The sequence below is a fragment of the Kitasatospora purpeofusca genome, from assembly GCF_034043715.1.
In the GTDB taxonomy this organism is placed as follows: domain Bacteria; phylum Actinomycetota; class Actinomycetes; order Streptomycetales; family Streptomycetaceae; genus Kitasatospora; species Kitasatospora purpeofusca_A.
In genome coordinates this window covers 1-23,688 of sequence record NZ_JAXCLC010000040.1, presented here as the reverse complement: position 1 = coordinate 23,688, position 23,688 = coordinate 1, and the positions used below count along the sequence as shown (strand labels likewise).

21 protein-coding genes are annotated in these 23,688 nt (G+C 74.4%); 10 read left to right on the top strand and 11 right to left on the bottom strand.

All coding sequences use genetic code 11. The annotated features are described in order from the left end of the window. Positions 1–23 precede the first annotated feature (23 nt). The 6 genes from SM793_RS21025 to SM793_RS21000 all read right to left on the bottom strand — a co-directional run bounded on the left by SM793_RS21025 (position 24) and on the right by SM793_RS21000 (position 9,874). Complete coding sequence (locus SM793_RS21025) at positions 24–1,616, bottom strand: 4-coumarate--CoA ligase family protein (RefSeq protein WP_320439778.1); 1,593 nt, start codon at positions 1,614–1,616, stop codon at positions 24–26. 407 nt (positions 1,617–2,023) lie between these two features. Beyond that, positions 2,024–3,211: an acyl-CoA dehydrogenase family protein gene (locus SM793_RS21020; protein ID WP_320439777.1), complete on the bottom strand. Its 1,188-nt coding sequence runs from the start codon at positions 3,209–3,211 to the stop codon at positions 2,024–2,026. Positions 3,212–3,356: 145 nt separating this feature from the next. Further along, positions 3,357–5,432 carry a biotin carboxylase N-terminal domain-containing protein gene (locus SM793_RS21015; RefSeq protein WP_320439776.1) on the bottom strand — a complete coding sequence of 692 codons (2,076 nt, stop codon included), beginning with the start codon at positions 5,430–5,432 and terminating at the stop codon, positions 3,357–3,359. Between the two features lie 14 nt (positions 5,433–5,446). Further along, the gene (locus tag SM793_RS21010) at positions 5,447–7,045 is read right to left on the bottom strand and encodes an acyl-CoA carboxylase subunit beta (RefSeq protein WP_320439775.1); all 1,599 of its coding nucleotides are present in this window, start codon (positions 7,043–7,045) and stop codon (positions 5,447–5,449) included. Then, positions 7,042–8,781: an acyclic terpene utilization AtuA family protein gene (locus SM793_RS21005; protein WP_413816004.1), complete on the bottom strand. Its 1,740-nt coding sequence runs from the start codon at positions 8,779–8,781 to the stop codon at positions 7,042–7,044. The genes SM793_RS21010 and SM793_RS21005 overlap by 4 nt, the downstream gene beginning before the upstream one ends. Positions 8,782–9,022: 241 nt before the next feature. After that, positions 9,023–9,874 carry a LysR family transcriptional regulator gene (locus SM793_RS21000; protein WP_320439774.1) on the bottom strand — a complete coding sequence of 284 codons (852 nt, stop codon included), beginning with the start codon at positions 9,872–9,874 and terminating at the stop codon, positions 9,023–9,025. Positions 9,875–9,969: 95 nt separating this feature from the next. On the opposite strand from SM793_RS21000, the gene SM793_RS20995 reads away from it, so the two are divergent. Together SM793_RS20995 and SM793_RS20990 are read left to right on the top strand one after the other, a co-directional pair. Further along, entirely contained in the window at positions 9,970–10,701 is a 732-nt protein-coding gene (locus SM793_RS20995) for an SDR family oxidoreductase (RefSeq protein ID WP_320439773.1), read from the top strand. Between the two features lie 45 nt (positions 10,702–10,746). Next, on the top strand, positions 10,747–11,640 hold the full coding sequence (locus SM793_RS20990) for a carbon-nitrogen hydrolase family protein (RefSeq protein WP_320439772.1): 894 nt from the start codon (positions 10,747–10,749) through the stop codon (positions 11,638–11,640). Positions 11,641–11,773: 133 nt separating this feature from the next. Here the strand turns inward: SM793_RS20990 and SM793_RS20985 are convergent, their stop codons facing one another. Then, positions 11,774–12,688, bottom strand: coding sequence for a S41 family peptidase (locus SM793_RS20985; protein ID WP_320439771.1), 915 nt, complete (start codon positions 12,686–12,688; stop codon positions 11,774–11,776). A gap of 57 nt (positions 12,689–12,745) precedes the next feature. Between SM793_RS20985 and SM793_RS20980 the strand changes: the two genes are divergently transcribed. The 3 genes from SM793_RS20980 (at position 12,746) to SM793_RS20970 (ending at position 14,512) form a co-directional block, all read left to right on the top strand. Continuing rightward, positions 12,746–13,252, top strand: coding sequence for a winged helix-turn-helix domain-containing protein (locus tag SM793_RS20980; RefSeq protein WP_320439770.1), 507 nt, complete (start codon positions 12,746–12,748; stop codon positions 13,250–13,252). Between the two features lie 275 nt (positions 13,253–13,527). After that, positions 13,528–13,878 (top strand): thioredoxin family protein, encoded by a 351-nt coding sequence (locus SM793_RS20975; protein ID WP_320439769.1) that lies wholly within the window; start codon positions 13,528–13,530, stop codon positions 13,876–13,878. A gap of 109 nt (positions 13,879–13,987) precedes the next feature. Next, positions 13,988–14,512, top strand: a complete 525-nt coding sequence (locus SM793_RS20970) for an ATP-binding protein (protein ID WP_320439768.1) — start codon at positions 13,988–13,990, stop codon at positions 14,510–14,512. Here SM793_RS20970 and SM793_RS20965 read toward each other — a convergent pair. Together SM793_RS20965 and SM793_RS20960 are read right to left on the bottom strand one after the other, a co-directional pair. Beyond that, positions 14,502–15,803, bottom strand: a complete 1,302-nt coding sequence (locus SM793_RS20965; RefSeq protein WP_320439767.1) for an MFS transporter — start codon at positions 15,801–15,803, stop codon at positions 14,502–14,504. The genes SM793_RS20970 and SM793_RS20965 overlap by 11 nt on opposite strands. A gap of 114 nt (positions 15,804–15,917) precedes the next feature. Beyond that, positions 15,918–17,291 carry an FAD-dependent oxidoreductase gene (locus SM793_RS20960; RefSeq protein ID WP_320439766.1) on the bottom strand — a complete coding sequence of 458 codons (1,374 nt, stop codon included), beginning with the start codon at positions 17,289–17,291 and terminating at the stop codon, positions 15,918–15,920. A 116-nt stretch (positions 17,292–17,407) separates the two neighbouring features. Here SM793_RS20960 and SM793_RS20955 point away from each other — a divergent pair, with 116 nt between their 5' ends. From SM793_RS20955 to SM793_RS20945, 3 genes are all read left to right on the top strand, one after another. Beyond that, on the top strand, positions 17,408–18,166 hold the full coding sequence (locus SM793_RS20955) for an SOS response-associated peptidase (protein ID WP_320439765.1): 759 nt from the start codon (positions 17,408–17,410) through the stop codon (positions 18,164–18,166). 96 nt (positions 18,167–18,262) lie between these two features. After that, entirely contained in the window at positions 18,263–18,979 is a 717-nt protein-coding gene (locus tag SM793_RS20950) for a helix-turn-helix transcriptional regulator (RefSeq protein ID WP_320439764.1), read from the top strand. Between the two features lie 31 nt (positions 18,980–19,010). Continuing rightward, entirely contained in the window at positions 19,011–19,532 is a 522-nt protein-coding gene (locus SM793_RS20945) for a DUF3291 domain-containing protein (protein ID WP_320439763.1), read from the top strand. A 36-nt stretch (positions 19,533–19,568) separates the two neighbouring features. On the opposite strand, the gene SM793_RS20940 is transcribed toward SM793_RS20945, so the two are convergent. Continuing rightward, a complete protein-coding gene (locus SM793_RS20940) occupies positions 19,569–20,090 on the bottom strand; it encodes a GNAT family N-acetyltransferase (protein WP_320439762.1) in 522 nt (173 codons plus the stop codon). A 185-nt stretch (positions 20,091–20,275) separates the two neighbouring features. Here SM793_RS20940 and SM793_RS20935 point away from each other — a divergent pair, with 185 nt between their 5' ends. Then, positions 20,276–21,280, top strand: a complete 1,005-nt coding sequence (locus tag SM793_RS20935) for an aldo/keto reductase (protein WP_320439761.1) — start codon at positions 20,276–20,278, stop codon at positions 21,278–21,280. A gap of 48 nt (positions 21,281–21,328) precedes the next feature. Here SM793_RS20935 and SM793_RS20930 read toward each other — a convergent pair whose 3' ends face one another. Then, entirely contained in the window at positions 21,329–22,186 is an 858-nt protein-coding gene (locus SM793_RS20930; protein ID WP_320439760.1) for a class I SAM-dependent methyltransferase, read from the bottom strand. 310 nt (positions 22,187–22,496) lie between these two features. On the opposite strand from SM793_RS20930, the gene ddaH reads away from it, so the two are divergent. Further along, complete coding sequence (gene ddaH / locus SM793_RS20925; protein ID WP_413816003.1) at positions 22,497–23,315, top strand: dimethylargininase; 819 nt, start codon at positions 22,497–22,499, stop codon at positions 23,313–23,315. Positions 23,316–23,688: the final 373 nt, after the last annotated feature.

The window sequence follows — 23,688 nt, the reverse complement described above, 5'->3', positions numbered from 1 at the left end:
GGCCGGGCCGGTGCGCGGGGGGATCAGCCGGTGGCGGCCGCCTCGCGCTCGCGCAGTTCCCGGCGGAGGATCTTGCCCGCCGCCGACTTCGGGACGGCGTCCAGGAACTCCACCGCCCGGACCTTCTTGTACGGCGCGACCTGGCCCGCCACGAAGGCCGCGACCTCCTGCTCGGTGAGGGCGCTGCCGGGGGCCCGGACCACGAAGGCCTTGGGGCACTCGGTGCCCTCGGCGTCGCGTACCCCGATCACCGCCGCGTCGGCGATCTGCGGGTGGCTCAGCAGCAGCGCCTCGAGTTCGGCGGGCGCGACCTGGTACCCCTTGTACTTGATCAGCTCCTTGACCCGGTCGACGATGTGCAGGTAGCCGCGGTCGTCGACGAAGCCGATGTCGCCGGTGTGCAGCCAGCCGTCGGCGTCGACGGTCGCGGCGGTGTCGGACGGCCGGCCGAAGTAGCCCTTCATCACCTGTGGGCCACGGATCAGCAGTTCGCCGCGCTGCCCGGTCCCGAGGTCGGCGCCGGCGCCGTCCAGCGCGGTGACCCGCAGCTCGGTGGAGGGCAGCATCCGGCCGACCGAGCCCGGCGCGGGGTCCGGGTCCGCCGGGGACATCACGTGGCTGACCGGGGACAGCTCGGTCATGCCGTAGCCCTGGAGGATCCGGGGCAGGCCGAGGCGGCGGGCGCAGGCCTCGGCGAGTTCGCCGTCGAGCGGGGCGGCGGCGCACAGCAGGTACTCGACCGAGGACAGGTCGAACCCGTCGACCAGCGGGTGCTTGGCGAGGGCCAGCACGATCGGCGGGGCCGCGAGCACGGACTGCACGCGCTGGTCCTGGATGGTGCGGCAGAACTGCTCCAGGTCGAAGCGGGGCAGTACGACGACGGTGGCGCCGCAGCGCAGCGGCTGGTTGAGCAGCGCGGCCAGCCCGTAGATGTGGAAGAACGGGAGTACCGCGAGTACCCGCTCGCCCACCTCGGGGCGGAAGACGGCGTCGGTCTGGGCGAGGTTGGTGGCGATGGACCGGTGGGTCAGCATGACGCCCTTGGGCAGGCCGGTGGTGCCGCTGGAGTACGGCAGCACGGCGATGTCCCGGCCCGGGTCGAGGTCGATCGTGGGCGCGGGCCCGGTGGCGGCGAGCAGGTCGGCGAGCGAGAGGTGGCCCTCCGCGCCGTCCAGGACGACGATCCCGGCGAGTTCCCGGCCCTCGGCGGCGAGCTTCTCGGCGGCGGCGCGGGCGGTGGGCAGGAAGGGCGACACGGTCAGCAGCCAGCGCGCGCCGCTGTCGGCGAGCTGGCCGGCGAGTTCGCCGGGGGTGGTGAGGGAGGAGACGGGGGTGACGGTCGCGCCGGCCCGGGTGGCGCCGAAGAAGGCCATCGGGTAGCGGATGCTGTTGGGGCTGAACAGGGCCACCACGTCGCCCTGGCGGACGCCCGCTTCGGCGAGGCCGGCCGCGACCCGGCCGACGGCGTGGACGAGTTGCGCGTAACTGACCGTCTCGCCGGTGATCCCGTCGATGAGGGCGGGCCGGTCGCCGTGGCGCTCGGCGTCACCGAGAACGGCGTCGTGCAGGGCGAGGTCGACGATGCCGACGTCCGGGAACTCGCTGTGGAACACCAAGGCGTGCCTCCTGTGCGGTAGTTGGCGCGGGGCGGGGCGGCCGGCGGGAGGTCCTTTGCGACCGGCCGTACGGCGCGCGGACAGGAGCATACGGACAGTGGGCGGTCGGTGCGCCCCTGTGACGGACGTTTGGCGGAGCGCGCGGGGCGCAGGGGTGGCGCGGTATGGCGAAACGCGAGGTGGGGGCGGGGCGGCGGTGCGCCGGGGTGGTGGGGCGGGCGGGATCCGCTCAGATGCCAGAACGATGATGCGACGATCTGTTCGAGGACGAATCGGACGGAGGGGCGCGCGGGGCGCAGGGAGGAACCGGGCGGAGGGGCGCGCGGGACGTAGGGCGGAGGGCGCGGGCCCGGGGATCCGGGCGGGCGGCGCCCGAGGGGGACGGCCGCCGCCCGGCCCGGTCCGGCTCAGTACGACTTGGGCAGGCCGAGGGTGTGCTGTGCCACGTAGTTGAGCACCATCTCGCGGCTGACCGGGGCGACCCGGCCCACCCGGGTGGCGGCGAGCAGCGCGCCCAGCCCGTACTCCTGGGTGAGGCCGTTGCCGCCGAGCGTCTGCACCGCCTGGTCGACGGTCCGGGCGGCCGCCTCCCCGGCGGCGTACTTGGCCATGTTGGCGGCCTCGCCGGCGGCGGCGTCCTCGCCCTCGTCGTAGAGCAGCGCGGCCTTCTGGGTCATCAGCCGGGCGAGTTCGATCTCCACCGCGCACTGCGCCAGCGGGTGCGCGAGCCCCTGGTGGGCGCCGATCGGGGTGGACCAGACGACCCGGGTGCGCGCGTACTCGACGGCCTTGCCGAGCGCCTGCCGGGCCAGCCCGAGGGAGAAGGCCGCCGTCATGATCCGTTCGGGGTTGAGGCCGGCGAACAGTTGCAGCAGCCCGGCGTTCTCGTCGCCGACCAGCGCCTCGGCGGGCAGCCGCACGTCGTCCAGGAAGACCTGGAACTGCCGTTCGGGAGAGACCAGTTCCATCGGGATCGGCCGGTACTCGAAGCCGGGCGTGTCGCGCGGGACGACGAACAGGGCGGGCTTCAGCTTTCCGGTGCGGGCGTCCTCGGTGCGGGCGACGAACAGCACCGCGTCGCAGTGGTCGATGCCCGAGACGAACACCTTGCGGCCGGTCAGCAGCCAGTCCTCGCCGTCGCGGCGGGCCACGGTGGAGATCCGGTGGGAATTGGACCCGGCGTCCGGCTCGGTGATGCCGAAGGCCATCCGGCGGCTGCCGTCGGCCAGACCGGGCAGCCAGTGCCGCTTCTGCTCCTCGGTGCCGTAACGGGCGATCACGGTGCCGCAGATCGCCGGGGAGACGATCAGCAGGAGCAGCGGGCAGCCCGCGGTGCCGAGCTCCTCCAGGACGATCGCGAGGTCCGTGATCCCGCCGCCGCCCCCGCCGTACTCCGCGGGGAGGTTGACGCCGAGGTAGCCGGCCTTGCCGGCCTCGGCCCAGAGTTCGTCGGCGGGCCGGCCGGCGCGGGCCTTGGCGAGGTAGTAGGCGGAGCCGTAGCGGCCGCCGAGGTCGGCGACGGCGCGGCGCAGGGCGACGCGCTCCGGGGTCTCGATCAGCTGGCTGCCGGGGGCGGTGGTGCGCGGTGCGGACATGGCTGGTCCTTCCGGGCGGTTCTTCGGCGGGGGTTGCGGGGCGGGAATTGCGGGGCGGGGAGTGCCGGGTGGGCCACTGCGGCGGGCGGTGAGGTGGGCGGTGCGGTGGGCGGTGCGGTGGGCGGCGCGGTGGGAGGAGGCGCGGTCAGGGCGCGGGGTGCACGACGGCGAGCAGGGTGCCGAGTTCGACCTGCTGCCCGGGGGCGGCCCGGAGTTCGGCGAGAACGCCGTCGGCCGGGGCGGTGACCTTGTGCTCCATCTTCATCGCCTCCAGCCAGAGCAGCGGCTGTCCGGCGGTGACGGTGTCGCCGACCTCGGCCCCGGTGCGCACGACGGTGCCCGGCATCGGGGCCAGCAGGGCGCCGGGGTCGGTCTGCCCGACGGAGTCGGGGAAGCGCGGGAGCGCCGTGAGCACGGTGCAGCCGAACGGCGTGTCGACGTAGACCCGGTCGCCGTGGCGGGCGACCTCGTAGGCGCGCCGGACCTCGCCCTCGCTCAGCACGACCCGCTCGGCGGAAGCCTCGACCAGCGCCACCCCGGGGTACTCGTCGGCCCGCAGCCCGTCCCGGGTGAGCCGGTAGCGGACCACCGCCTCCGCGCCGTCCTCGGTGCGGTAGCGCCTGGCCTGCGGCTGGGACGGCAGGTTGCGCCAGCCCGACGGCAGTGCGCCGGTCCGCGCGGTGGACCGGGCGGCCGCCTCGGCGAGGGCGGCGGCCAGCGCCGCGCGGCCGGTGCCCTTGCTGTCCGGCGCGAGGAGCCCGGCCGCGTGCTCGGCCAGGAAGCCGGTGTGCACCCGCCCGGCGAGGAAGGCCGGGTGGCGCAGCGCCCGGACCAGCAACTCCCGGTTGGTGGCCGGTCCGTGGACCTTCGCGCGGGACAGTGCGTCCGCCAGTCGCCGGGCGGCGGCCGTGCGGGTCGGCGCCCAGGCGATCACCTTGGCGAGCATCGCGTCGTAGTGCGGGGTGATCTCGCCGCCGGGCGCGACTCCGGAGTCCAGCCGCAGGCCGGTTCCGGCGGTCCCGCCGGTCTCGCCAGTCGAGGTGAACTCGTGGTATCGGGTGGCGAGTTCGAGCCGGTGGAGGGTCCCGGTGGCGGGCTGCCAGTCCTTGGCCGGGTCCTCCGCGTACAGCCGGGCCTCGACGGCGTGCCCGGTGGTCGGCGGTGCGTCCGGACCGGGGAGCTTCTCCCCCTCCGCCACGGCGAGTTGGAGCGCGACCAGGTCCAGTCCGGTGACGGCCTCGGTGACCGGGTGCTCGACCTGGAGCCGGGTGTTCATCTCCAGGAACCAGAACCGGCCGTCCTCGGCGAGCAGGAACTCGGCGGTACCGGCGCCGGTGTAGCCGATCGCCCGGGCCGCGCTCACCGCCGCGGCGTGCAGTGCCGAGCGGACGTCGTCCGGGACGCCGGGGGCCGGCGCCTCCTCGATCACCTTCTGGTGGCGCCGCTGCAGTGAGCAGTCGCGGTCGCCGACCGCCCAGACCGTGCCGTGCGCGTCCGCCAGCAACTGGACCTCGACATGCCGGCCGGTGGGCAGGTAGCGCTCGCAGAACACCTCGTCCGAGCCGAAGGCCTTGGCGGCCTCCGCCCGGGCGGCGCCGAGTGCGGCCGGCAGGTCGGCGAGGTCCCGTACGATCCGCATGCCGCGCCCGCCCCCGCCGGCGGCCGCCTTGACCAGCAGCGGCAGGTCGGCCTCGGTCGGGGCGCCGAGCGCGTCCAGCACGGGCACGCCGGCCTCGGCCATCAGGCGCTTGGCGGCGGTCTTGGAACCCATCGCGGCGATGGCGGCCGGCGGCGGCCCGACCCAGCACAGGCCGGCGTCCAGTACGGCCTGCGCGAACCCGGGGCTCTCGGAGAGGAATCCGTACCCGGGGTGGACGGCGTCGGCGCCGGCCTCCAGCGCGGCGCGGACGATCAGGTCGATCCGCAGGTAGGTGTCGGCGGGCGCGGCGCCGGGCAGCCGGACGGCGGTGTCGGCCTCCCGGACGTGCGGGGCGTCCGCGTCCGGGTCGGAGTACACGGCGGTGGTGGCGATGCCGAGTTCGCGGCAGGTGCGGAAGATCCGGCGGGCGATCTCGCCCCGGTTGGCGACCAGCAGGTTGGTGATCGACGGGCTGGTGATGGGCGGATCGGTGATGGACGGATCGGTGATCGGCGGATCGGTGATCGGTGGGCTGTCGGTGGTGCGCGGGTCGTCGGTGGTGCGCGGGTCGTCGGTGGTCATCGCGGGAAGCTCCCTCACATCCGGAAGACGCCGTAGCCGGGTGCGCCCTCGACCGGCGCGTTGTGGATCGCCGAGAGGCAGAGCCCGAGCACGGTGCGGGTGTCGCGCGGGTCGATCACCCCGTCGTCGTAGAGTCGGCCGGACAGGAACACCGGCAGCGACTCGGCCTCGATCTGCTGCTCCACCATGGCCCGGATCGCGGCGTCCGCGTCCTCGTCGTACGGCTGCCCCTTCGCCGCGGCCGACTGCCGGGCGACGATCGACAGCACCCCGGCCAGTTGCTGCGGTCCCATCACCGCCGATTTGGCACTCGGCCAGGCGAACAGGAACCTCGGTTCGTAGGCCCGCCCGCACATGCCGTAGTGCCCCGCCCCGTACGAGGCGCCCATCAGCACGGACAGGTGCGGCACCCGCGAGTTGGCGACGGCGTTGATCATCATCGCGCCGTGCTTGATGATGCCGCCCTGCTCGTAGTCCTTGCCGACCATGTAGCCGGTGGTGTTGTGCAGGAACAGCAGCGGGACCGCCCGCTGGTTCGCCAACTGGATGAACTGGGCGGCCTTCTGCGACTCCTGGCTGAACAGCACGCCCTGCGCGTTGGCCAGGACGCCGACCGGGTAGCCGTGCAGGCGGGCCCAGCCGGTGGCGAGGCTGCCGCCGTAGCGCGGTTTGAACTCGTCGAAGTCCGAGCCGTCGACGATCCGGGCGATCACCTCGCGCGGGTCGAAGGGGACCTTGAGGTCGCCGGGGACGATGCCGAGCAACTCCTCCTCGGCGTACTTCGGCGGCTCGGCGAACCGGTCCGGATCGGGGCCCGGTTTGAGGTGGTTGAGCCGGGCGACGATCCGGCGGGCCAGGCGCAGCGCGTCCGGCTCGTCCAGCGCGAAGTGGTCGGCCAGGCCGGAGACCCGGGCGTGCATCTCGGCGCCGCCGAGCGATTCGTCGTCGGACTCCTCGCCGGTGGCCATCTTCACCAGCGGCGGTCCGCCGAGGAAGACCTTGGCCCGTTCCTTGACCATCACGGTGTGGTCGGACATGCCGGGCACATAGGCGCCGCCGGCCGTGGAGTTGCCGAAGACGACGGCGACGGTGGGGATTCCGGCGGCGGAGAGCCGGGTGAGGTCGCGGAACAGCGCGCCGCCGGGGATGAAGATCTCCTTCTGGCTGGGCAGGTCGGCGCCGCCGGACTCGACCAGGTTCACCAGCGGGAGCCGGTTGGTGAGGGCGATCTCGTTGGCCCGCAGCGCCTTGCGCAGCGTCCACGGGTTGGAGGCGCCGCCGCGCACGGTCGGGTCGTTGGCGGTGATCACGCACTCGACGCCTTCCACCACCCCGATGCCGGTGACCAGCGCGGCGCCGACGGGGTGGTCGCTGCCCCAGGCGGCGAGCGGGGAGAGTTCCAGGAACGGCGAGTCCTCGTCGATCAGCAGCTCGATCCGCTCGCGGGCGAGCAGCTTGCCGCGCTTGCGGTGGCGTTCGACGTACTTGGGGCCGCCGCCGGCCAGCGCCTTGGCGTGCTCGCCGTCCAGCTCGGCGAGTTTGGCGAGCATCGCCTCCCGGAACGCGGTGTACTCGGCGCCGCCCGGGTCGAGGCGGGTGGGCAGGACGGTCACAGCAGTGCCTCCGGGATGTCGAGTCGGCGCGAGCGCAGCCACTCCCCCAGTGCCTTCGCCTGCGGGTCGAAGCGGTGCTGGGCGGCGACGCCCTCGCCGAGCAGGCCGGTGATGGTGAAGTTGAGCGCGCGGAGGTTCGGCAGGAGGTGCCGGGTGATCGGCAACTCCGCTGTCTCCGGGAGGAGTTCGCGGAGACGTTCGGTGGTGAGGGTGCGGGAGAGCCAGTGCCAGCCGGGTTCGTCCCTGGCCCAGACGCCGAGGTTGGCGTCGCCGCCCTTGTCGCCGCTGCGGGCACCGGCCACCAGGCCGAGCGGGGCGCGGCGGGTGGGGCCGGGGTCCGCAGCGCCGGCCTCCGCCTCTTGCCTTTCCGGCTCCTCCCCTTCCGGCCTCTCCTCCCGTTCCGGCCTCTCCTCCTCCGGCCTCTCCTCCTCCGGCCTCTCCTCCTCCGGCCTCTCCTCCTCCGGCTCCGCCAGGGTGGTGGCGGTGACCGGTGCGGGCGGGACGGTCACCCGGCGCCCGTCCGGCAGTACGGCGGTGTGCTCGACCTGCCCCGCCGCGAGGTACGCGGCCTCGAACACCCCGTACGGCGCGCCCGGCCCCGGCGGGGCGGTGAGGTGGAAGCCCGGACAGCCGGCCAGGCCCATCTCGACGGCCACCCGCCCGAGTTCACGCCCCACCCGGGCCGGGTCGCCGTCCTTGGCGGTGAGTCGCAACAGCGCGGAGGCGGCCTCCTCGGTGGCGGCGTCGGGGTGGTCGGTGCGGGCCAGTGTCCAGCGCAGTTCGGCCGGCCGCCGGTCCGGCGCCAACCCCTCCTCGAACTGCCGCCGTACCAGGGCGGCCTTGGCCTCGATGTCGAGTCCGGTGAGGACGAACACCACCTCGTTGCGGTGGCCGCCGAGCCGGTTGAGCCCGGCCTTGAGGGTGGCCGGTGGCGCCTCGCCGCGCACGCCGTCGATCCGCACCCGGTCCGGCCCGTCCCCGGTCAGCCGGACGGTGTCGAGACGGGCGGTGACGTCCGGACCGAGGTAGCGCGGACCGCCGGTCTCGTACAGGAGTTGGGCGGTCACCGTGCCGACGGTGACCGCGCCGCCGGTCCCCGGGTGCTTGGTGATGACGCTCGACCCGTCCGCGTGGATCTCGGCGAGCGGGAAGCCGGGCCGGGTCACGTCGTGCTCCCGGAAGAACGCGTAGTTGCCGCCGGTGGCCTGCGCGCCGCACTCCAGCACGTGTCCCGCCACCACGGCACCCGCGAGCGCGTCCAAGTCCCCGGCGGTCCAGCCGAAGTGGGCGGCGGCCGGACCGACCACCAGCGCCGCGTCGGTGACCCGACCGGTCACCACCACATCCGCGCCGTGCCGCAGGCACTCCGCGATACCGAACGCCCCCAGATAGGCGTTGGCCGCCAGCAGCCCTTGAGGAAGGCCGAGTTCTTTGCCGCGCGGCAGCAGGTCGTCACCCTCGACATGGCTGACGGCCGGGTCCAGCCCCTGGCTTTTCGCCAACTCCCGTACCGCGTCGGCCAGTCGGGCGGGGTTCAGCCCGCCCGCGTTGACGACGATCCGCACCCCGCGTTCCAGTGCCAGGCCGAGGCACTCCTCCAGCTGCCGCAGAAAGGTCTTCGCGTAGCCGAGCGAGGGGTCCTTCAACCGGTCCCGCGCCAGGATCAGCATCGTCAACTCGGCCAGATAGTCCCCGGTGAGCACATCCAGCGGCCCACCGGTGAGCATCTCCCGCATCGCCGAGAACCGGTCCCCGTAGAACCCCGAAGCATTCCCGACCCGCAACACCGCCCGGTCGCCCACCCCGGCTTCCGACCCTACTCGCACGCCTACCCCCAGAGGTGGCCCAACGATCGCCGTCGGTGAGCACACTGGCACCCTCCGGAAGATAAAGCAATCACGCCTGCTTGTTTTTCTCGCGGTCGACGGCCGCCGAGCCGCGAGCGGTGCGACCGGGACCCGGCCGGGCGTACGGGAACTACCGGAGACGGGTCGCGGTCCGGACCAGGTCCGCGACGGCCCTGGACCGGCTGTGCGGCGGCCAGGCGATCACGGTGGTGACCTTCGGCGCGTCCAGCACGGGCACGGCGGCGAGGTCGTCGGGGAGTTGGGCCCGGCACGACTCCGGCGAGACCGCGCAAGCGCGGCCGAGCGCGACGAGTTGCAGCAGTTGCGCGTGGTCGCGGACCTGTGGGCCGGGACCGGGCGGATAGGTGCCGTCGGGGCAGGGCCAGCGCGGCAGGGGCAGACCGGGCAGATCGGTGATGTCGGCCAGGTGCACATGGTCCCGGCCGGTGAGCGGATGCCCGGCCGGCAGGACCGCGACCTGGCCCTCCGTGCCGAGTTCTTCGGTGTGGAACCCGGCCGTCGAGTCGAACGGCCGGTGCAGCAGCGCCACATCGGCCCGGCCCTCGCGCAGAGTCCGCTCCTGCTCGGCCGGGCCGCACAGGAGGACGTCGACGGCCACGGCGCCGGGTTCGGCGGCGTACGCGTCCAGCAGTTCCGCCAGCAGTTCGCGGGACGCGCTGGCCTTCGTGACCAGGACCAGCCCGGGACGACCGGTCGAGGCAAGGGCGGCGCGGCGGGTCCGGCGCTCGGCCGCTTCGACCGCGTCGAGGGCCGACCGGCCCTCGGCCAGCAGCACCGAACCGGCCTCGGTCAACGTGACGGTGCGGCTGGTCCGGTCCAGCAGCGCCGCGCCGAGCCGGCGTTCGAGCTGCTGGATCGCCCTGGACAGCGGCGGCTGTGCGATCCCGAGCCGCTGCGCGGCCCGCCCGAAGTGCAACTCCTCGGCGACGGTGACGAAGTAGCGCAGTTCCCTGGTCTCCATCCGGCCACGGTACCCCGGATCAATACCTGGTAGGTATCGTTGCCCACCCAATCGGTCTTGGACCTCCGCCGGGGCCCGAGAGCAGCATGGTCCTCATGAGCGAACGAACGATTGCGCTGGTCACCGGCGCGAACAAGGGAATCGGCTACCAGATCGCCGCAGGTCTGGGCGCCCTCGGCTGGAGCGTCGGCGTCGGCGCCCGCGACGACGAGCGTCGCCGGGCCGCGGTGGAGAAGCTGCGCGCGGCCGGCGTCGACGCGTTCGGCGTACCGCTGGACGTGACCGACGACGCGAGCGCGACAGCCGCCGCACGGCTGATCGAGGAACAGGCCGGGCGCCTCGACGTACTCGTCAACAACGCGGCCATCACCGGCGGCATGCCCCAGGAGCCCACCCGCGTCGACCCCGCCACCATCCGCACGGTCGTGGAGACCAACGTCATCGGCGTCGTCCGCGTCACCAACGCGATGATGCCGCTGCTGCGCCGCTCCGCCTCACCGCGGATCGTGAACATGTCCAGCAGTGTCGGCTCCCTCACCCTGCAGTCGGGGCCCGCCGGTGAGCTGACCACGGGTCCGGTGTCCGCGGCGTACTCGCCGTCGAAGGCGTTCCTGAATGCCGTCACCCTCCAGTACGCCCGGGAGCTGAGCGGCACCGACATCCTGATCAACGCCGGCTGCCCCGGCTACGTCGCGACCGACCTCAACGGCTTCCGCGGTGTGCGCACCCCCGAACAGGGCGCGGCGATCGCCGTCCGGCTCGCGACCCTGCCCGACGACGGCCCGACCGGGCGGTTCTTCGACGACGCCGGCGTCGTTCCCTGGTGATGTGGGGGGCCGCCGTCCCTTCCGGTGTGCCGTAGCATCCGCGGCGTGGCGAAGACATTGCGGATCGCGGTCGCGCAGAGCACGGTGCCGGAGGACCCCACGGACCGGGGCGCGCTGCGGGCGGCCGGGCAGGGGATCCGGGCCCTGATGGTCGAGGCCGCCGGGGCGGGTGCACGGCTGGCGCAGTTCCCGGAGGGCGCGGTCACCTACCCGAGCAAGCACGTGATGGCGACCGGTCCGGCCGGCGAGCGGGCGCCGGCCGACTGGAGCCGTGCGGCGTGGGACGTCCTGCGCGAGGAGGCGGAGTCGATCGCCGCGCTGGCGGGGAAGCTCGGCCTGTGGACGGTGTTCGGATCGATCCACCCGCTCACGCCGCCGAACCGGCCGCACAACAGCCTCTACATCGTCTCCGACGCCGGCCGGCCGGTGGCACGGTACGACAAGCGGTACCTGTCGCACACCGAGGTCTCCTACCTCTACTCCCCGGGACAGCAGCCGCTCGTCGTCGAGGTGGACGGCGTCCGGTTCGGCTTCGCGCTGTGCATCGAGGCCAACTTCCCGGAGGTGTTCGCCGAGTACGAGCGGCTGGACGTCGACTGCGTCCTGCTGTCCGTGATGGTCGACGACGCGTCCCGGGCCCGCGTCGCCCAGGCATACGGCATCCTCCACAACTACTGGCTCGGCTACTCGGTCCCGGCGCAGTTCAGTGCCACCGTGCCTTCCGGGATCGTGGCACCCGGCGGACGATGGCTGGCACGCTGCCCCGCGGACGGGCGCCCCGCCCTGGCGATCGCGGACATCGACCTCGACCCGCAGGACGAGGACATCGGCATGGCCGTCCGCTACGCCCGTCCATGGCGCCGCTCGGCCCGAGCCGGGCTCTACGACGAACGACTCCCGGTCGGTGACGCCCGCAGCGACACCCGCACGGCGTTCTGAGACCGGCCGGCCACCGGCCCCGCCGGGGCTCACGGAACGGCGCGCCGCCGCCGTCGCCGCCGGGACTCACGGAACGGCGCGCCGAGTCGGAGTCGTCCGCAGGACGCGACCCGGGGCACCGTCCGGCGGGGCGTTACCGGGCCAGGCGCGCCACGGCCAGGGAGAGCGCGCGGTCGAGCGCGTCCTCGGCGGCGCAGGGGACGTCGGGGCGGACGCCGGCGCCCTCCCAGTTGGTGCCCGAGACCGGGTTGACCGCGCGGGCGATGGGCACGCTGAGCTCCAGGTGCGGGTGCACCGTCCAGCCGTCGCGCGGGTGGGCGCCGCCGCGGGTGGTCTCGCCGACGACCTCGGCGCGTCCGAGCTGCTGCAGGTCGTAGGCGAGTTCCTCGCCCGCGGAGAAGGTGTTTCCGCTCGTCAGGACGTAGAGCGGCTTGTCGGCGCCGAAGCGGGCGCCCGGCACGAACGGGGGCGTCCAGGACTGTTCGGCGACCTCCCCCTGCCGCGACAGCATGGTGTTGAGGTGGGTGCGGCCGTCGAGCAGGTAGCCGCAGACGAACGCCACCGTGTCCGGGTCGCCGCCGAGGTTGCGGCGCAGGTCCAGGACGAGCGCCTCGGCCGGCGCCACCAGCGAGAGCGCCGCGGCCAGCGGCCCCGCGGCCCAGTCCAGCGGGAACATGTGGGACGCGATCTCCAGCACCGCGACACCGCCGTCGAGGAGTTCCACGCGCGGAACACCGCCCAGGGTGGCGTCGAACTTCCTCCGCATCGCGGCGAGCACCGCCGCGCCCTGCTCCGGCGGCACCGGCACGGTGTGGTGCTTGAGGGCCAGGTGCAGGTCGCCGTTGACGGACCGCAGGTCGGCGGTGACCGCGTCGGCCAACTCCTCGGCGGATCCGGCCCGGTAGGAGTCCTCGGCGCTCCGGCGGCGCAGCAGGTCCGCCAGTTCCCTGGCGACGTCGGGGAAGACGTACTTCTCGCGGACCAGGTCGGCGACCGACTCGACGACGGCGACGGTGTCCAACGCGGGTGACGATGTGGTGGAGGTCATGACAGGGAGTAGACCAGCGGCTTGCCAAAGCGTCAAACATACTTAACGCTTGATCCGGTGAGCCATCAATCGGACCAGAGCGTCCAGCAGATCAGCACGCCCCAGCAGCACAGCGCGATCGCCCACCCCACGCGCCAGCGCCTGATGTTCGCGCTGAGCGGGCGGCCGTCGACGATCAGCCGGCTGGCCGCGCAGCTGGGTGTGAACAAGGGCAGCGTCTCCCATCACCTCAGGGTGCTGTCCGAGGCGGGGCTGATCCAGGAGGCGGGAACGCGACAGGTGCGCGGCGGCACCGAGAAGTACTACCGGCGGACCGCCGAGCGGCTCGTCGTCGCCCGACCTCAGGCGGAGGGGACGGCCGCGCTGTTCGGCGCCGTCGCCCAGGAGTTGGAGCGCTCCCCCGTCGGCCATCTGCTGACCCTGCGGCACATCCGGCTCAGCCCGGCCAAGGCGGCCCGGCTCGCCAAGGCGCTGGCCGAGCTGGTCGACGAGGCGGAGGAGGAACCGGAGGGTGAGCCGCGGCACGGCATCCTGGTGACGCTGTACCAGCAGGCGGAGGCGTAGCGGCGGGCCGAGGCCGGTCGGGTTCCACCTGCCGGAGACGCTCCAGGTGCCGGCGGTGGCAGTGGCAGTGAAGGTGTTCCGGGCGGCGCCGTCGACCTCGAGCGCGTCGAGGAGGTAGGCGGAGATCGCGTCGGCGACGAGGGTGGCGCAGGAAGCCGACGGCTCGCGCCCGGGCCCGGAGGCACGGGTGCCGCCGGCGGAGCGCCGACCAGGGAGAATGGGGCGGCGAGCGAGCCGGTCGCGACGACGAAGACGAAGACGAAGGAGAAGACCGCATGGCAGCAGTCGGGGTGCACCATCCCAAGGAGGACGCGGAATTCGACTTCGTGCTCGCGAACGTCGACGGTCCGGTGCTCGCGTACTTCTGGGGTGTGTGGGCCGCCGCCTGCAAGGACCTGGAACCGGTGGTCAAGGACGTGGCCCGCGAGTACGCGGGCCGCGTCGCCGTCGTCCGCACCGACATCGTGCGCTGCCCGGCGGCCACCGCACGGTACGAGGTGCTGGGCGCGCCGACCTTCGTGCTCGTCCTGGACGGCGAAGCGGTGGCCACCACGACGGAGGCGACCGACGGGGCGGGCGTCCGGGCCTTCCTGGACGCCCATCTCCGGCCCGTCGGGGACAACTGACGGGCCCGAACCCGGACGGAGTCCGGAACACCGGGTGAGGACAGTCCGGGACTTGGCACCCCGGACGGAGGGACCGGCCCCGGCAGCTTCGCACTCTAGGATCGGGTGCATGATCGTATGGCTCAACGGCACCCACGGTGCGGGCAAGACGACGACGGCCGCGCTGGTGCAGCCGCTGATTCCGGATTCGCGGGTGTTCGACGCCGAGAAGGTCGGCGAGACACTCATGGACATCACGCCGGGGCTGCCCGACACGGACAACTTCCAGCACTGGCCGCCGTGGCGGCCGCTCGTGGTGGAGACCGCCCGGCGGGTGCTCGACTACACCGGGGGCACCCTGGTGATGCCGATGACCGTCCTGGTCGAGCGGTACTGGCGCGAGATCGGGGCGGGCCTGGCCCACCACGGCATTCCCGTGCGGCACTTCGTCCTCCACGCCGACCAGGACACCCTGCGCGGGCGGATCGAGGGGGACACCGTACTCGGCGGCCCCTCGCCGTTCCGCCTCAGGTATCTGGAGCCCTACGCCGAGGCGGCCCGCACCTGGCTGCACGCGGAGGCCGAGGTCGTCGACACCACGCACCTCACGCCCGCCCAGGCCGCCCGGCGGATCGCGGAGTCCGTCAGGAGCTGAGCCGGGCGGAGGAGTCGGCGGAGTCCTCGGCGGGGCCCCCGGCGGAAGCGGCGGGTGCCGGGGGTGCCGGGCGGGTGCGCTCGGCCCAGCCGGCCAGGGGCGTGCCGGCGACGCCGAGGGCGGCGAAGAAGAGGCCGAGGAGCAGCCAGCCCGTGTGGCCGAGGCCGAGGACGGCGCCGGTCAGGACCACCGGGGCGAGAGCCTGGCCCGCGTTGAAGCCGATGCCGAGGAGGCCCTGGTACTGGCCCTGGGCGTGGTCGGGCGCGAGGCCGAAGCCGAGGGCGTAGCCGGCCGAGGACTCCCACACCTCGCCGATGCTGTGGAGGGTCACCGCGAGGACGGCCGCCACCGGCGCCGCCCAGGCGGGGACGTCGGCCGTCAGGGCCATCAGCGGGCAGCTGAGGAGGAACATGAGCCCGGCGAGGCGGAAGGCGCGACCGCCCTGGCGGGGCGTCTCCACCTTGGAGCCGAGCCTGCTCTGGAGCAGCACGCAGACGCCGCTGTTGACCGCGTAGACCGCCGCCACGGTCCAGCGGGGTGCGTCGGTGTGGGCGCTGAGCCAGATCGGCAGGAGCAGCGAGACGGTCTGGTACTGCAGGCCCATGGCGCTGTAGAGGGCGACGAAGGAGACGTACGGCCGGTCGGCGAGGACCGACCACCGGCGGTGCTGCTCGGGCCGGGGCAGCGGCGGGTAGGCGGGGACGCCCAGCAGCACGACCAGTGCGGCGCCGGCGAAGCTGGCGGCGTTGGCGAGGATCAGCGCGGTGTAGGCGGCGCGGGTGTCGATCTGGAGGGCGACGGCCGCGCCCAGGGTGCCCGTGACCACACCGAGGTTGACGAAGGTCCGGAGCCTGGCCCGGAACGCGGCGGGCCGCTCACCGCTGACCCTGGCGATGAGCGCGCCGCCCGCGGCGCCGCCCGCCGTGGCGGCCAGCCGGTCCACCGTGGCGAGCAGGACGAACACGAGCCAGCTGTCGATGAGGACGAACGCGGCCATGCTGACGGCCTGGACGGTGAAGGAGATCAGCCAGATCAGGCGCGGCCCGTACCGGTCGGCCAGGTTGCCGGCCGGTATGCCGGCCGCCAGGCCGCAGAGGCCGGCGATCGTCAGGCCCGCCCCGACCTGGGTGGCGGGCAGGTGTGCCACGAGCGTGAAGTAGAGGACGGACGCGGCATTGAAGAGGCCGTTGCCGACCCGGTTGACGAAACTGGCGGCGATCAGGGCCCGCTGCGGACCGGCCTCCGACTCCACCGACATCCGCCCGCCCGCCCCCCGCTTGGTCATGATCATGCCGATGAGGCTAGCAGGGGGCCTCGCGGCTCCTTCGGGCGCACCGGCCGTTCGCACACCGGCATGGACCACGGACCGTGCGGACCGTGCGGACCGTGCGGACCGGTCAGGGCGTCAGACCGGGACGAGGGCGTCCCACTGGGCGCGGGTCGGGCCGTCGTGCGTCGGCTCGAAGTCCGGGCGGGCGGCCAGCCAGGCGGTGACGCTGCGGTCGACCTCGTCGGTCGCGTACGCCTCGCCGGGCGTCCGCAGCAGGTGCCGCACCTGGGCGCGGGCCCGCATGACGACGGGATCGTCCAAGGCGCAGGCGGCGAGGGCGGCGGCCCGTCGGTCCGCGGACTCCGCACTCTCGGCGAGGCGCTGTGCGCCGACCCGGTCGGCGGCCACCTGGGCGTCGAACCAGGGCCGCAGGGCCCGCACCGTCCAGTCGTGGTAGCCGCCCGGGTCCGCCGACGTCTCGTCCACGTGGCCGGCGAGGTACTGGGCGGCGCGCAGGCCGAGGGCCGCGCCGTGGCCGAGCGTCGGGTTGGTGTGGACGAGGCTGTCCCCGGCGTTGACCAGTCCGGTGACGACGGGGCCCTCGTCGTCGACGAGGGAGGTCCAGCGGTTGTCCAGGCCGGCCATCGCCAGGACGTCCGACAGCGGTTCGGCGGCCAGGTCGAGCCAGGCCGCGGTGGCGGGGAAGCTGCGGGCGACGGCCTCGAACACGGCGGGGTCGGTGAGCGCGCCCCGGGTCGGGTCGGCGGTGGAGACCACCACGTTCACCGCGAAGGTGTCGTTGTCGGAGGGGAAGACCCCGGCGAGCGCGAACGGCGTCGACGAGCCGTTCCGCAGCCGGCCCGGGTCGCGGGGGCCGTCCTCCCGTACGCGGTACCAGCGGCACAGGTAGGCGATCCCGGCGCGGTGGCTCTCGACCACGGGCGGGCGGCAGCCTGCCGCGACGAGCAGTCCGGGGACCGGGGAGCGGCGGCCGGCCGCGTCGACGACCAGGTCCGCCGGGTGGGTCCCGGCGCCGACCGCGACGCCGGTGACCCGGGCGGGGCGGCCCTCCGCGAAGGTGAGGCCGTCGACCCGGCGTCCGCGCCGCACCTCGACGGTCGGCTCGCGCCGCACGGCCGCGGCCAGGGCGGCCTCCAGCACGATCCGGCGGGTGCGGAGGGTCACCAGTTCCTCGTCGCCGGCCCGGTGCGGCGGATGCTCGTCGAACCAGTCGAACTCGTGGTACTCCCGGGCGCCGCGCGCCAGCAGGTCCGCGTAGACGTCCGGCGCCTCGGCGTGCAGCACCGTGCGCACCGGTGCGAGCAGGGAGTGGGGCTGGACGGCCTGCGGGACGCGGGGACGGTCCCAGTGGAAGAAGTCCCGGTGCAGGTCCTCCCCGGCTTCCCGCGCGTCCTGCTCGAACACTGTGACGGCGTGTCCCCGCCGTCCCAGCATGAGCGCGACCCCCAGGCCGCCGATACCTCCGCCGATCACCGCAACCCGCGCCACTGGCTCCCCTTCGCGTCGTGTTGCGGGTGGAGCCTACCGCTCGATGATCTTGGAGCGACGGCCGGGGGTGGGGCGATGCGTGACGCGTGGGGCGCGGTGGGGGCAGGATGAGGCGCATGTGCGGTCGATTCGTCTCCACCACCACCCCGCCCGATCTGGCGGAACTGCTGCGCGCCTCGCTGTGGCCGGCGGCGGAGGCGCTCGCGCCGTCGTGGAACGTCGCGCCGACCGACGAGGTGGCGAGCGTGCTGGAACGGGTCGACCGGGAGACCGGGGAGATCACGCGCCAGGTGCGGTCGCTGCGCTGGGGACTGGTGCCGTCCTGGTCGAAGGACCCGGGCTCCGGCGCACGGATGATCAACGCGCGGGTGGAGACGGCCGCCGAGAAGCCGGCGTTCCGCAAGGCGTTCAAGGAGCGGCGCTGCGTGGTCCCCGCCGACGGGTACTTCGAGTGGCGTCCGGTGCCGGCGGCGGACGGACGCAAGGGGTACAAGCAGCCCTACTACCTCCACCGGCCGGACGGCGGCCTGCTGTTGATGGCCGGGCTGTACGAGTTCTGGCGCGACCGCACGGCACCCGAGGACGCGGACGCGTGGCTGGTGACCTGCACCGTGCTGACCACCGAGGCGACCGACGCGGCCGGCCGGATCCACGACCGGATGCCGGTCACCCTCACCACCGACGCCCTGGACGCCTGGCTCGACCCGAGCGTCACCGACCCCGCCGAGGTCCGCGGCCTGCTGCACGCACCGGCGGGCGACCTGCTGGTGCGGCCGGTGGCGACCGCGGTGAACAGCGTCCGCAACGACGGACCGCAGCTGCTGGACGCAGTGCCGGACCCGCTACCGGACGCCACGGGCGGCCACTACGCCTGAGCGGCGGGGCTACCGGGGCCTCGGGGCTGCTGACGGCGGGACCTCCGGCGGCTCGGGGCTTCTAACAGCGATTCGCGTTGTTCTTAGAATGGCCGGATGGAGGACATCGACGCGATCGCGGTGCTGCAGGACCCAGTGCGGCGCCGACTGTACGAGTACGTGGTGGCGCAGGGCCGCGAGGTCGGGCGCAACGAGGCCGCCGAGGCCGCGGGGGTGGCCCGCACGCTCGCCGCGCACCACCTCGACAAGCTCACCGAGGCCGGGCTGCTGGAGAGCGGCAGCCGCCGGCTGACCGGCCGCTCGGGACCGGGGGCGGGCCGCCCCGCCAAGGTGTACACCCGGGCGCGTACCGAGTACGCGGTGTCGCTGCCCGCCCGTGACTACCGCACCGCCGCCGAGCTGCTCGCCGGAGCGGCCGAGGCGGCCGGGCTGGACCTCGCGCTCCGCGAGGCCGCGCGCCGCCGGGGGGAGGCGATGCGCGGAGCGGGTGCGCCCTGCGGCGACCTCGACCGGGCGATGGAGCTGCTGGCCGCGCGCGGCTACGAGCCCTATCCGGTGCGGGGCGAGGGAGCCGGCGACGATGACCGTGACGGTGACGGTGACGGTGACGATGGCAACGGGGTGGCGGCGGTCCGGATGCGCAACTGCCCGTTCCACGCCGTCGCGGAGCAGTTCCCGCCGCTGGTCTGCGGCATGAACCTGGCGTTGCTGGAGGGCCTGTTGGGGGCGGACGGTCCGCTCCGGGCGCGGATGGACGCCCGGCCGGGCGAGTGCTGCGTGGTGGTCGAAGCTTCTAAAAACAATGACGATTGACATAGAAACTCGGGCCGTGCTGGGATGAGGCATGACCTCGTCCCGGCCTGCCCCGCGCGATCGATCCGCTCAGCCCGCTCGATCCACTCAGCCCGCTCAGCTCGCCCAACTCAACGTCGCCACGCTGCTCCATCCGATCGACGACCCGCGGATCGCGCCGTTCGTCGAGCTGCTCGATCCGGTCAACGCCGCCGCTGACGGAACGCCCGGCTTCGTCTGGCGGCTGGTCGAGGACGGCGCCGACGACGCCACCGGCCTGCGCCCGGCGGGCGCGGACGTCGTCGTCAACCTGTCGGTGTGGGAGAGCCAGGAAGCGCTGTGGGAATTCGCCTACCGCAGCGGGCACTTGGAGGCGATGCGGCGTCGGCGGGAGTGGTTCGCACGGCACGTCGAGGCGCACCTGGTGCTCTGGTGGGTGCCCGCCGGGCACCGGCCGAGCGTCGCCGAGGCGTTGGAGCGGCTGGCGCACCTGCGGGCGCACGGGCCCTCGCCGCGAGCGTTCACCTTCGCCTCCGCGCACAGCGCCGAGGAGGCCCGGTCGGTGACGGGGTAAAGGAGGAGGTGGGGTAGCGGACCGGGTGAGGTCCGGTCAGGCCAGCGGCAGTGCCATCTCCAGTTCGCGGGCGGCCGGGTCCAGCGGGTAGGGCTTGGTGCCGCCGGTGAACTCGAAGCCCCGGCGCCGGTAGAAGGCGGCGGCCCGGGCGTTGTCCTCGTGCACGGTGAGCAGCAGGCGCCGCGCGCCCGTCTCCCGGGCCCAGGCGATGATCGCGTCCAGCATGGTGTCCGTCACCCCGCGCTCGCGGCCCCGGTGCTCCGGGTGGACCCAGACGCCGACCAGCAGCGCCGTCCCGGGCTCGGGCGTGAAGCCGATCATCGTCCCGACCCACTCCCCCGCCCCGGCGCCGTCGTCGTGCACGGCCGCCAGACCGACGCTGCCGGGCTCGTTGACCCGGCGGATCCGGGAGTGCCACTCCTCGTCGCCGTGTGCCAACGCCGTCCCGTAGGTCTCCAGGAACGCCATCGGGGTGTCCAGCAGCTGCGCGAGGCGCACCTCCCGCATCCGCTCCCAGTCCGTGTCCGTCCGGCCGATCCGTTCGATCCGGTAGGTCATGACGGCCCTCCCCGCGCTGGTCCCCGCTTCGGCTCATTCGGCACACTCGACACAGGAGCATAGGCACCCGCCCGGGGCCGGCCGCCGCCGGGGGTATCGCCGCAGGCCAGGGGCCGATCAGGGGCGGCGGGACCGATAAAGTGCGGTGGGGATGGACCCTGCCGACCTGCCGATGGAGACCCGCCATGCCGACCGCCCACGCCGCCACCGGAGTGTCCGAAGCGTCCGGACCGTCGATCGCGCGGTTCGGGTTGGGCACCGCGGCCGTCGGACGGCCCGGGTACATCACGCTCGGCCGCGACCTCGACCTCCCGGCCGAGCGCACCGTGGACGCCCTGCGCGCGCGGACCCACGCCCTGCTCGACGCCGCTTTCGCCGCCGGCGTGCGCTACTTCGACACCGCCCGTTCCTACGGCCGCGCGGAGGAGTTCCTCGGCGCCTGGCTCGCCACCCGGCCGCAGGCCGCGGCCGAGGTGACGGTCGGCAGCAAGTGGGGATACACGTACACCGCCGACTGGCGGGCCTCCGGCGTGCCGGTGCACGAGGTCAAGGAGCACTCGACGGCCGTCTTCGACCGTCAGGTGCGGGAGAGCCTCGCGCTGCTGGGACGCCGTCCGGACGTCTACCTGGTGCACTCGGTCACGCCGGACAGCCCCGCGCTCACCGACCCCGCGCTGCACGCCCGGCTGGCCGCGCTGGCCGCCGAGGGCGTGCGGGTGGGCCTGTCCACCAGCGGCCCGGAGCAGGCGGCGGCGGTCCGGGCGGCGCTGGCGGTGACGGTGGACGGCCGGCCGCTGTTCGGCGCCGTGCAGTCGACCTGGAACCTGCTGGAGCCCTCGGCCGGACCGGCGCTGGCCGAGGCGCACGCGGCGGGCCTGCTCGTCGTGGTCAAGGAGGGCATGGCCAACGGCCGGCTCGCCGACCGCCACGCCACCGGCCCGGACACCGCCGCCCTGCGCGAGCTCGCCGCCCGGACCGGCGCCTCCTGCGACGCCCTCGCGCTGGCGGCCGTCGCCGCGCGGCCCTGGGCGGACGTGGTGCTGTCCGGCGCGGCCACGACCGGCCAGCTCGCCTCGAACCTGGGCGCCGCCGGGCTCGCCCTGGACCCGGCCGCGTCGGCCGGACTCGCGCCGCTCGCCGAACCGGCCGAGCGGTACTGGCGCACGCGCTCGGCGCTGCCCTGGGCCTGACGGGCCGGGGCGGGCGGACCCGAAGGCGCAGGCCGGGCGGCGGCGCCGTCAGCGCGCGGCGCGGCGGACCGTCAGCATGTCCTGGGTGTGGCCGATGGCGTAGCCGCCGTCCGGCCGGGCGAAGTGGCGCTCGACGTAGGCGGTCAGTTCGTCCCGGTCCGGCAGCCGGTCCAGGGCGGCCAGGTCGGCCACGTTCACCATGAACTCGGCGACGTCCACCGCCTCCGCCAGCCGGTCCGTCCGGTAGCGCAGGTCGAGGGTCTCCAGGGCCACCGCGTACTCCGGCCCCTGTTCCGCCAACTGCTCGGCCAGCGGCCGCAGGTCGTGGCGCACGCCGGTGAAGTGCGCGGCCATCCGCATGCAGGGGCTCTCCGGGTTCTGCAGCACGACCAGCAGCGTCCCGCCGGGCGCCGCCCAGTCCAGGACCCGGCCGACGGTGCGCAGCCAGTCCTCCGACGGCACGTAGTAGAGCACGTGGGAGAGGTGGACGAGGTCCGCCGGCCCGGGCGGTTCGGCCGTGTCGATCGGGTCCGGCAGGACGAGGGCGTCCGGGCAGACGGCGCGGAGCCGCTCGCGCATCGCCGCGCTGGGCTCGATCGCCACCGTGCGCTCGAAGTACTGCGCGAGGTGGGCGGTGGTCCGGCCCTCGCCGGCGCCGACGTCCAGCAGCACCCGGCGCCGGTCCAGGCCGGTGGCGACCTCCGTCAGCCGGGCGTGGGTGAGGGGCTTCTCGTCCGTTCCGGCGAGGAACAGTTCGAACGCCCGGCGGTAGGCCGCGCCCGAGGGGTCCAGGACGCGCACCGGGCCGGTGGCCGCCTCGGGCGCCGCTCCTGTCCCGGTGCCCCTGCCCGCTCCCGCACTCGTGCCCGTTCCCGTGCTGGTCCCCGTTCCCGTGCTGGTCCCCATCGTGCGGTCTCCTCGTCGACGCGGCGTGTCCGGCCGGGCCAGTGCACCGCAGCGCACCGCACCGGCCGCGCAGGCACGTTCCTGCCCGCGTGTCGTGGAGCGCGCGCCCTTCGCGAGGTCCGGGGCGCCCCGACCTGCGCCGACGCCACCGTTCGCCGACCCCGGCTGGACCGCCGCCGTCCGATCACCGTGCATGTCGCGGCCACGTCCGCGATCGCCGCGCCCGGCACGCTCGGGGCAACCGGCGGGGCGCACCCCGCACCCGCCCGGCCCCTCCCGCACCACCCCGCCGGAAGGAAGACCACCGCCCGTGTCCCGTACCGCCCGCCCGCGCCACTACCTGATGTGCCGTCCGACGCACTTCACGGTCGACTACTCGATCAACCCGTGGATGGAGCCGGCGAAGCCGACCGACGCCGACCGCGCCGTCGCCCAGTGGGAGCAGCTGTACGCGCTGTTCCAGCAGCTCGGCCACACCGTCGAGTTGATCGAGCCGCTCCCCGGCCTGCCCGACATGGTGTTCGCGGCCAACGGCGCGACCGTGGTCGACGGCACCGCCCTGGTCGCCCGGTTCCGGCACGAGGAGCGCGCGGAGGAGGCCCCGGCGTACCTGGAGTGGTTCCGCTCGCGCGGCTACCGGGCGGTGCACCGGGCCGAGTTCACCAACGAGGGCGAGGGCGACTACCTGCTGGCCGGCGACCGCGTCCTGGCCGGCACCGGCTTCCGCACCGACCGCCGGGCGCACGCCGAGACGGAGCGCGTCCTCGGCCGCCCCGTGGTCACCCTGGAGCTGGTCGACCCGCGCTACTACCACCTGGACACCGCGCTGGCGGTGCTCGACCACGACGAGATCATGTACTACCCGGCCGCCTTCTCGCCCGAGAGCCGCCGCACCCTGGCCGGGCTGTACCCGGGCGCGGTGCTCGCCACCGACGAGGACGCCGCCGTCTTCGGCCTCAACGCCGTCTCGGACGGCCGCCGGGTGGTGCTGCCGGAGGCGGCGGCCGGGCTGGCGGCGCGGCTGCGCGCGCGGGGCTTCGAGCCGATCGGGGTCGACGTCACGGAGCTGCTCAAGGCGGGCGGCAGTGTGAAGTGCTGCACGCTGGAGCTGCGCGGCGCCCCGGCCTGACCGGGCCCCGGCCCGAGCGGCGGGCGCGAGCGGCCGACGGCGTGCCCGAGCGGCCGGGGGCGGGCGCGAGCGGCCGGCGGAAAACCGGATGCGGCCCCCGCACCCCCCGGTGTTACTGTCGCTCCGGCCGGCCGCGGGACTCCGGTGCGACTTCCGGAATGTGCCTCTAACGCAATGATTCGCAGCTCGTACCCCCATTCCCCGGCCGGCCTTCCCTCCCCGACAACCGGGAGTGGCAGGGCGGTGAGGCCCTGCGGCGGCCTGCCCGCCACCGAGGGCGTGCCGCTGTTCCGTCCGGGCCGTGACGTGCGTGCGCCCGGGTGGTGGGGGCGGCGGGGGGGGGCGGGCCGGCCCCCCCCGCGGGGCCCCCGGC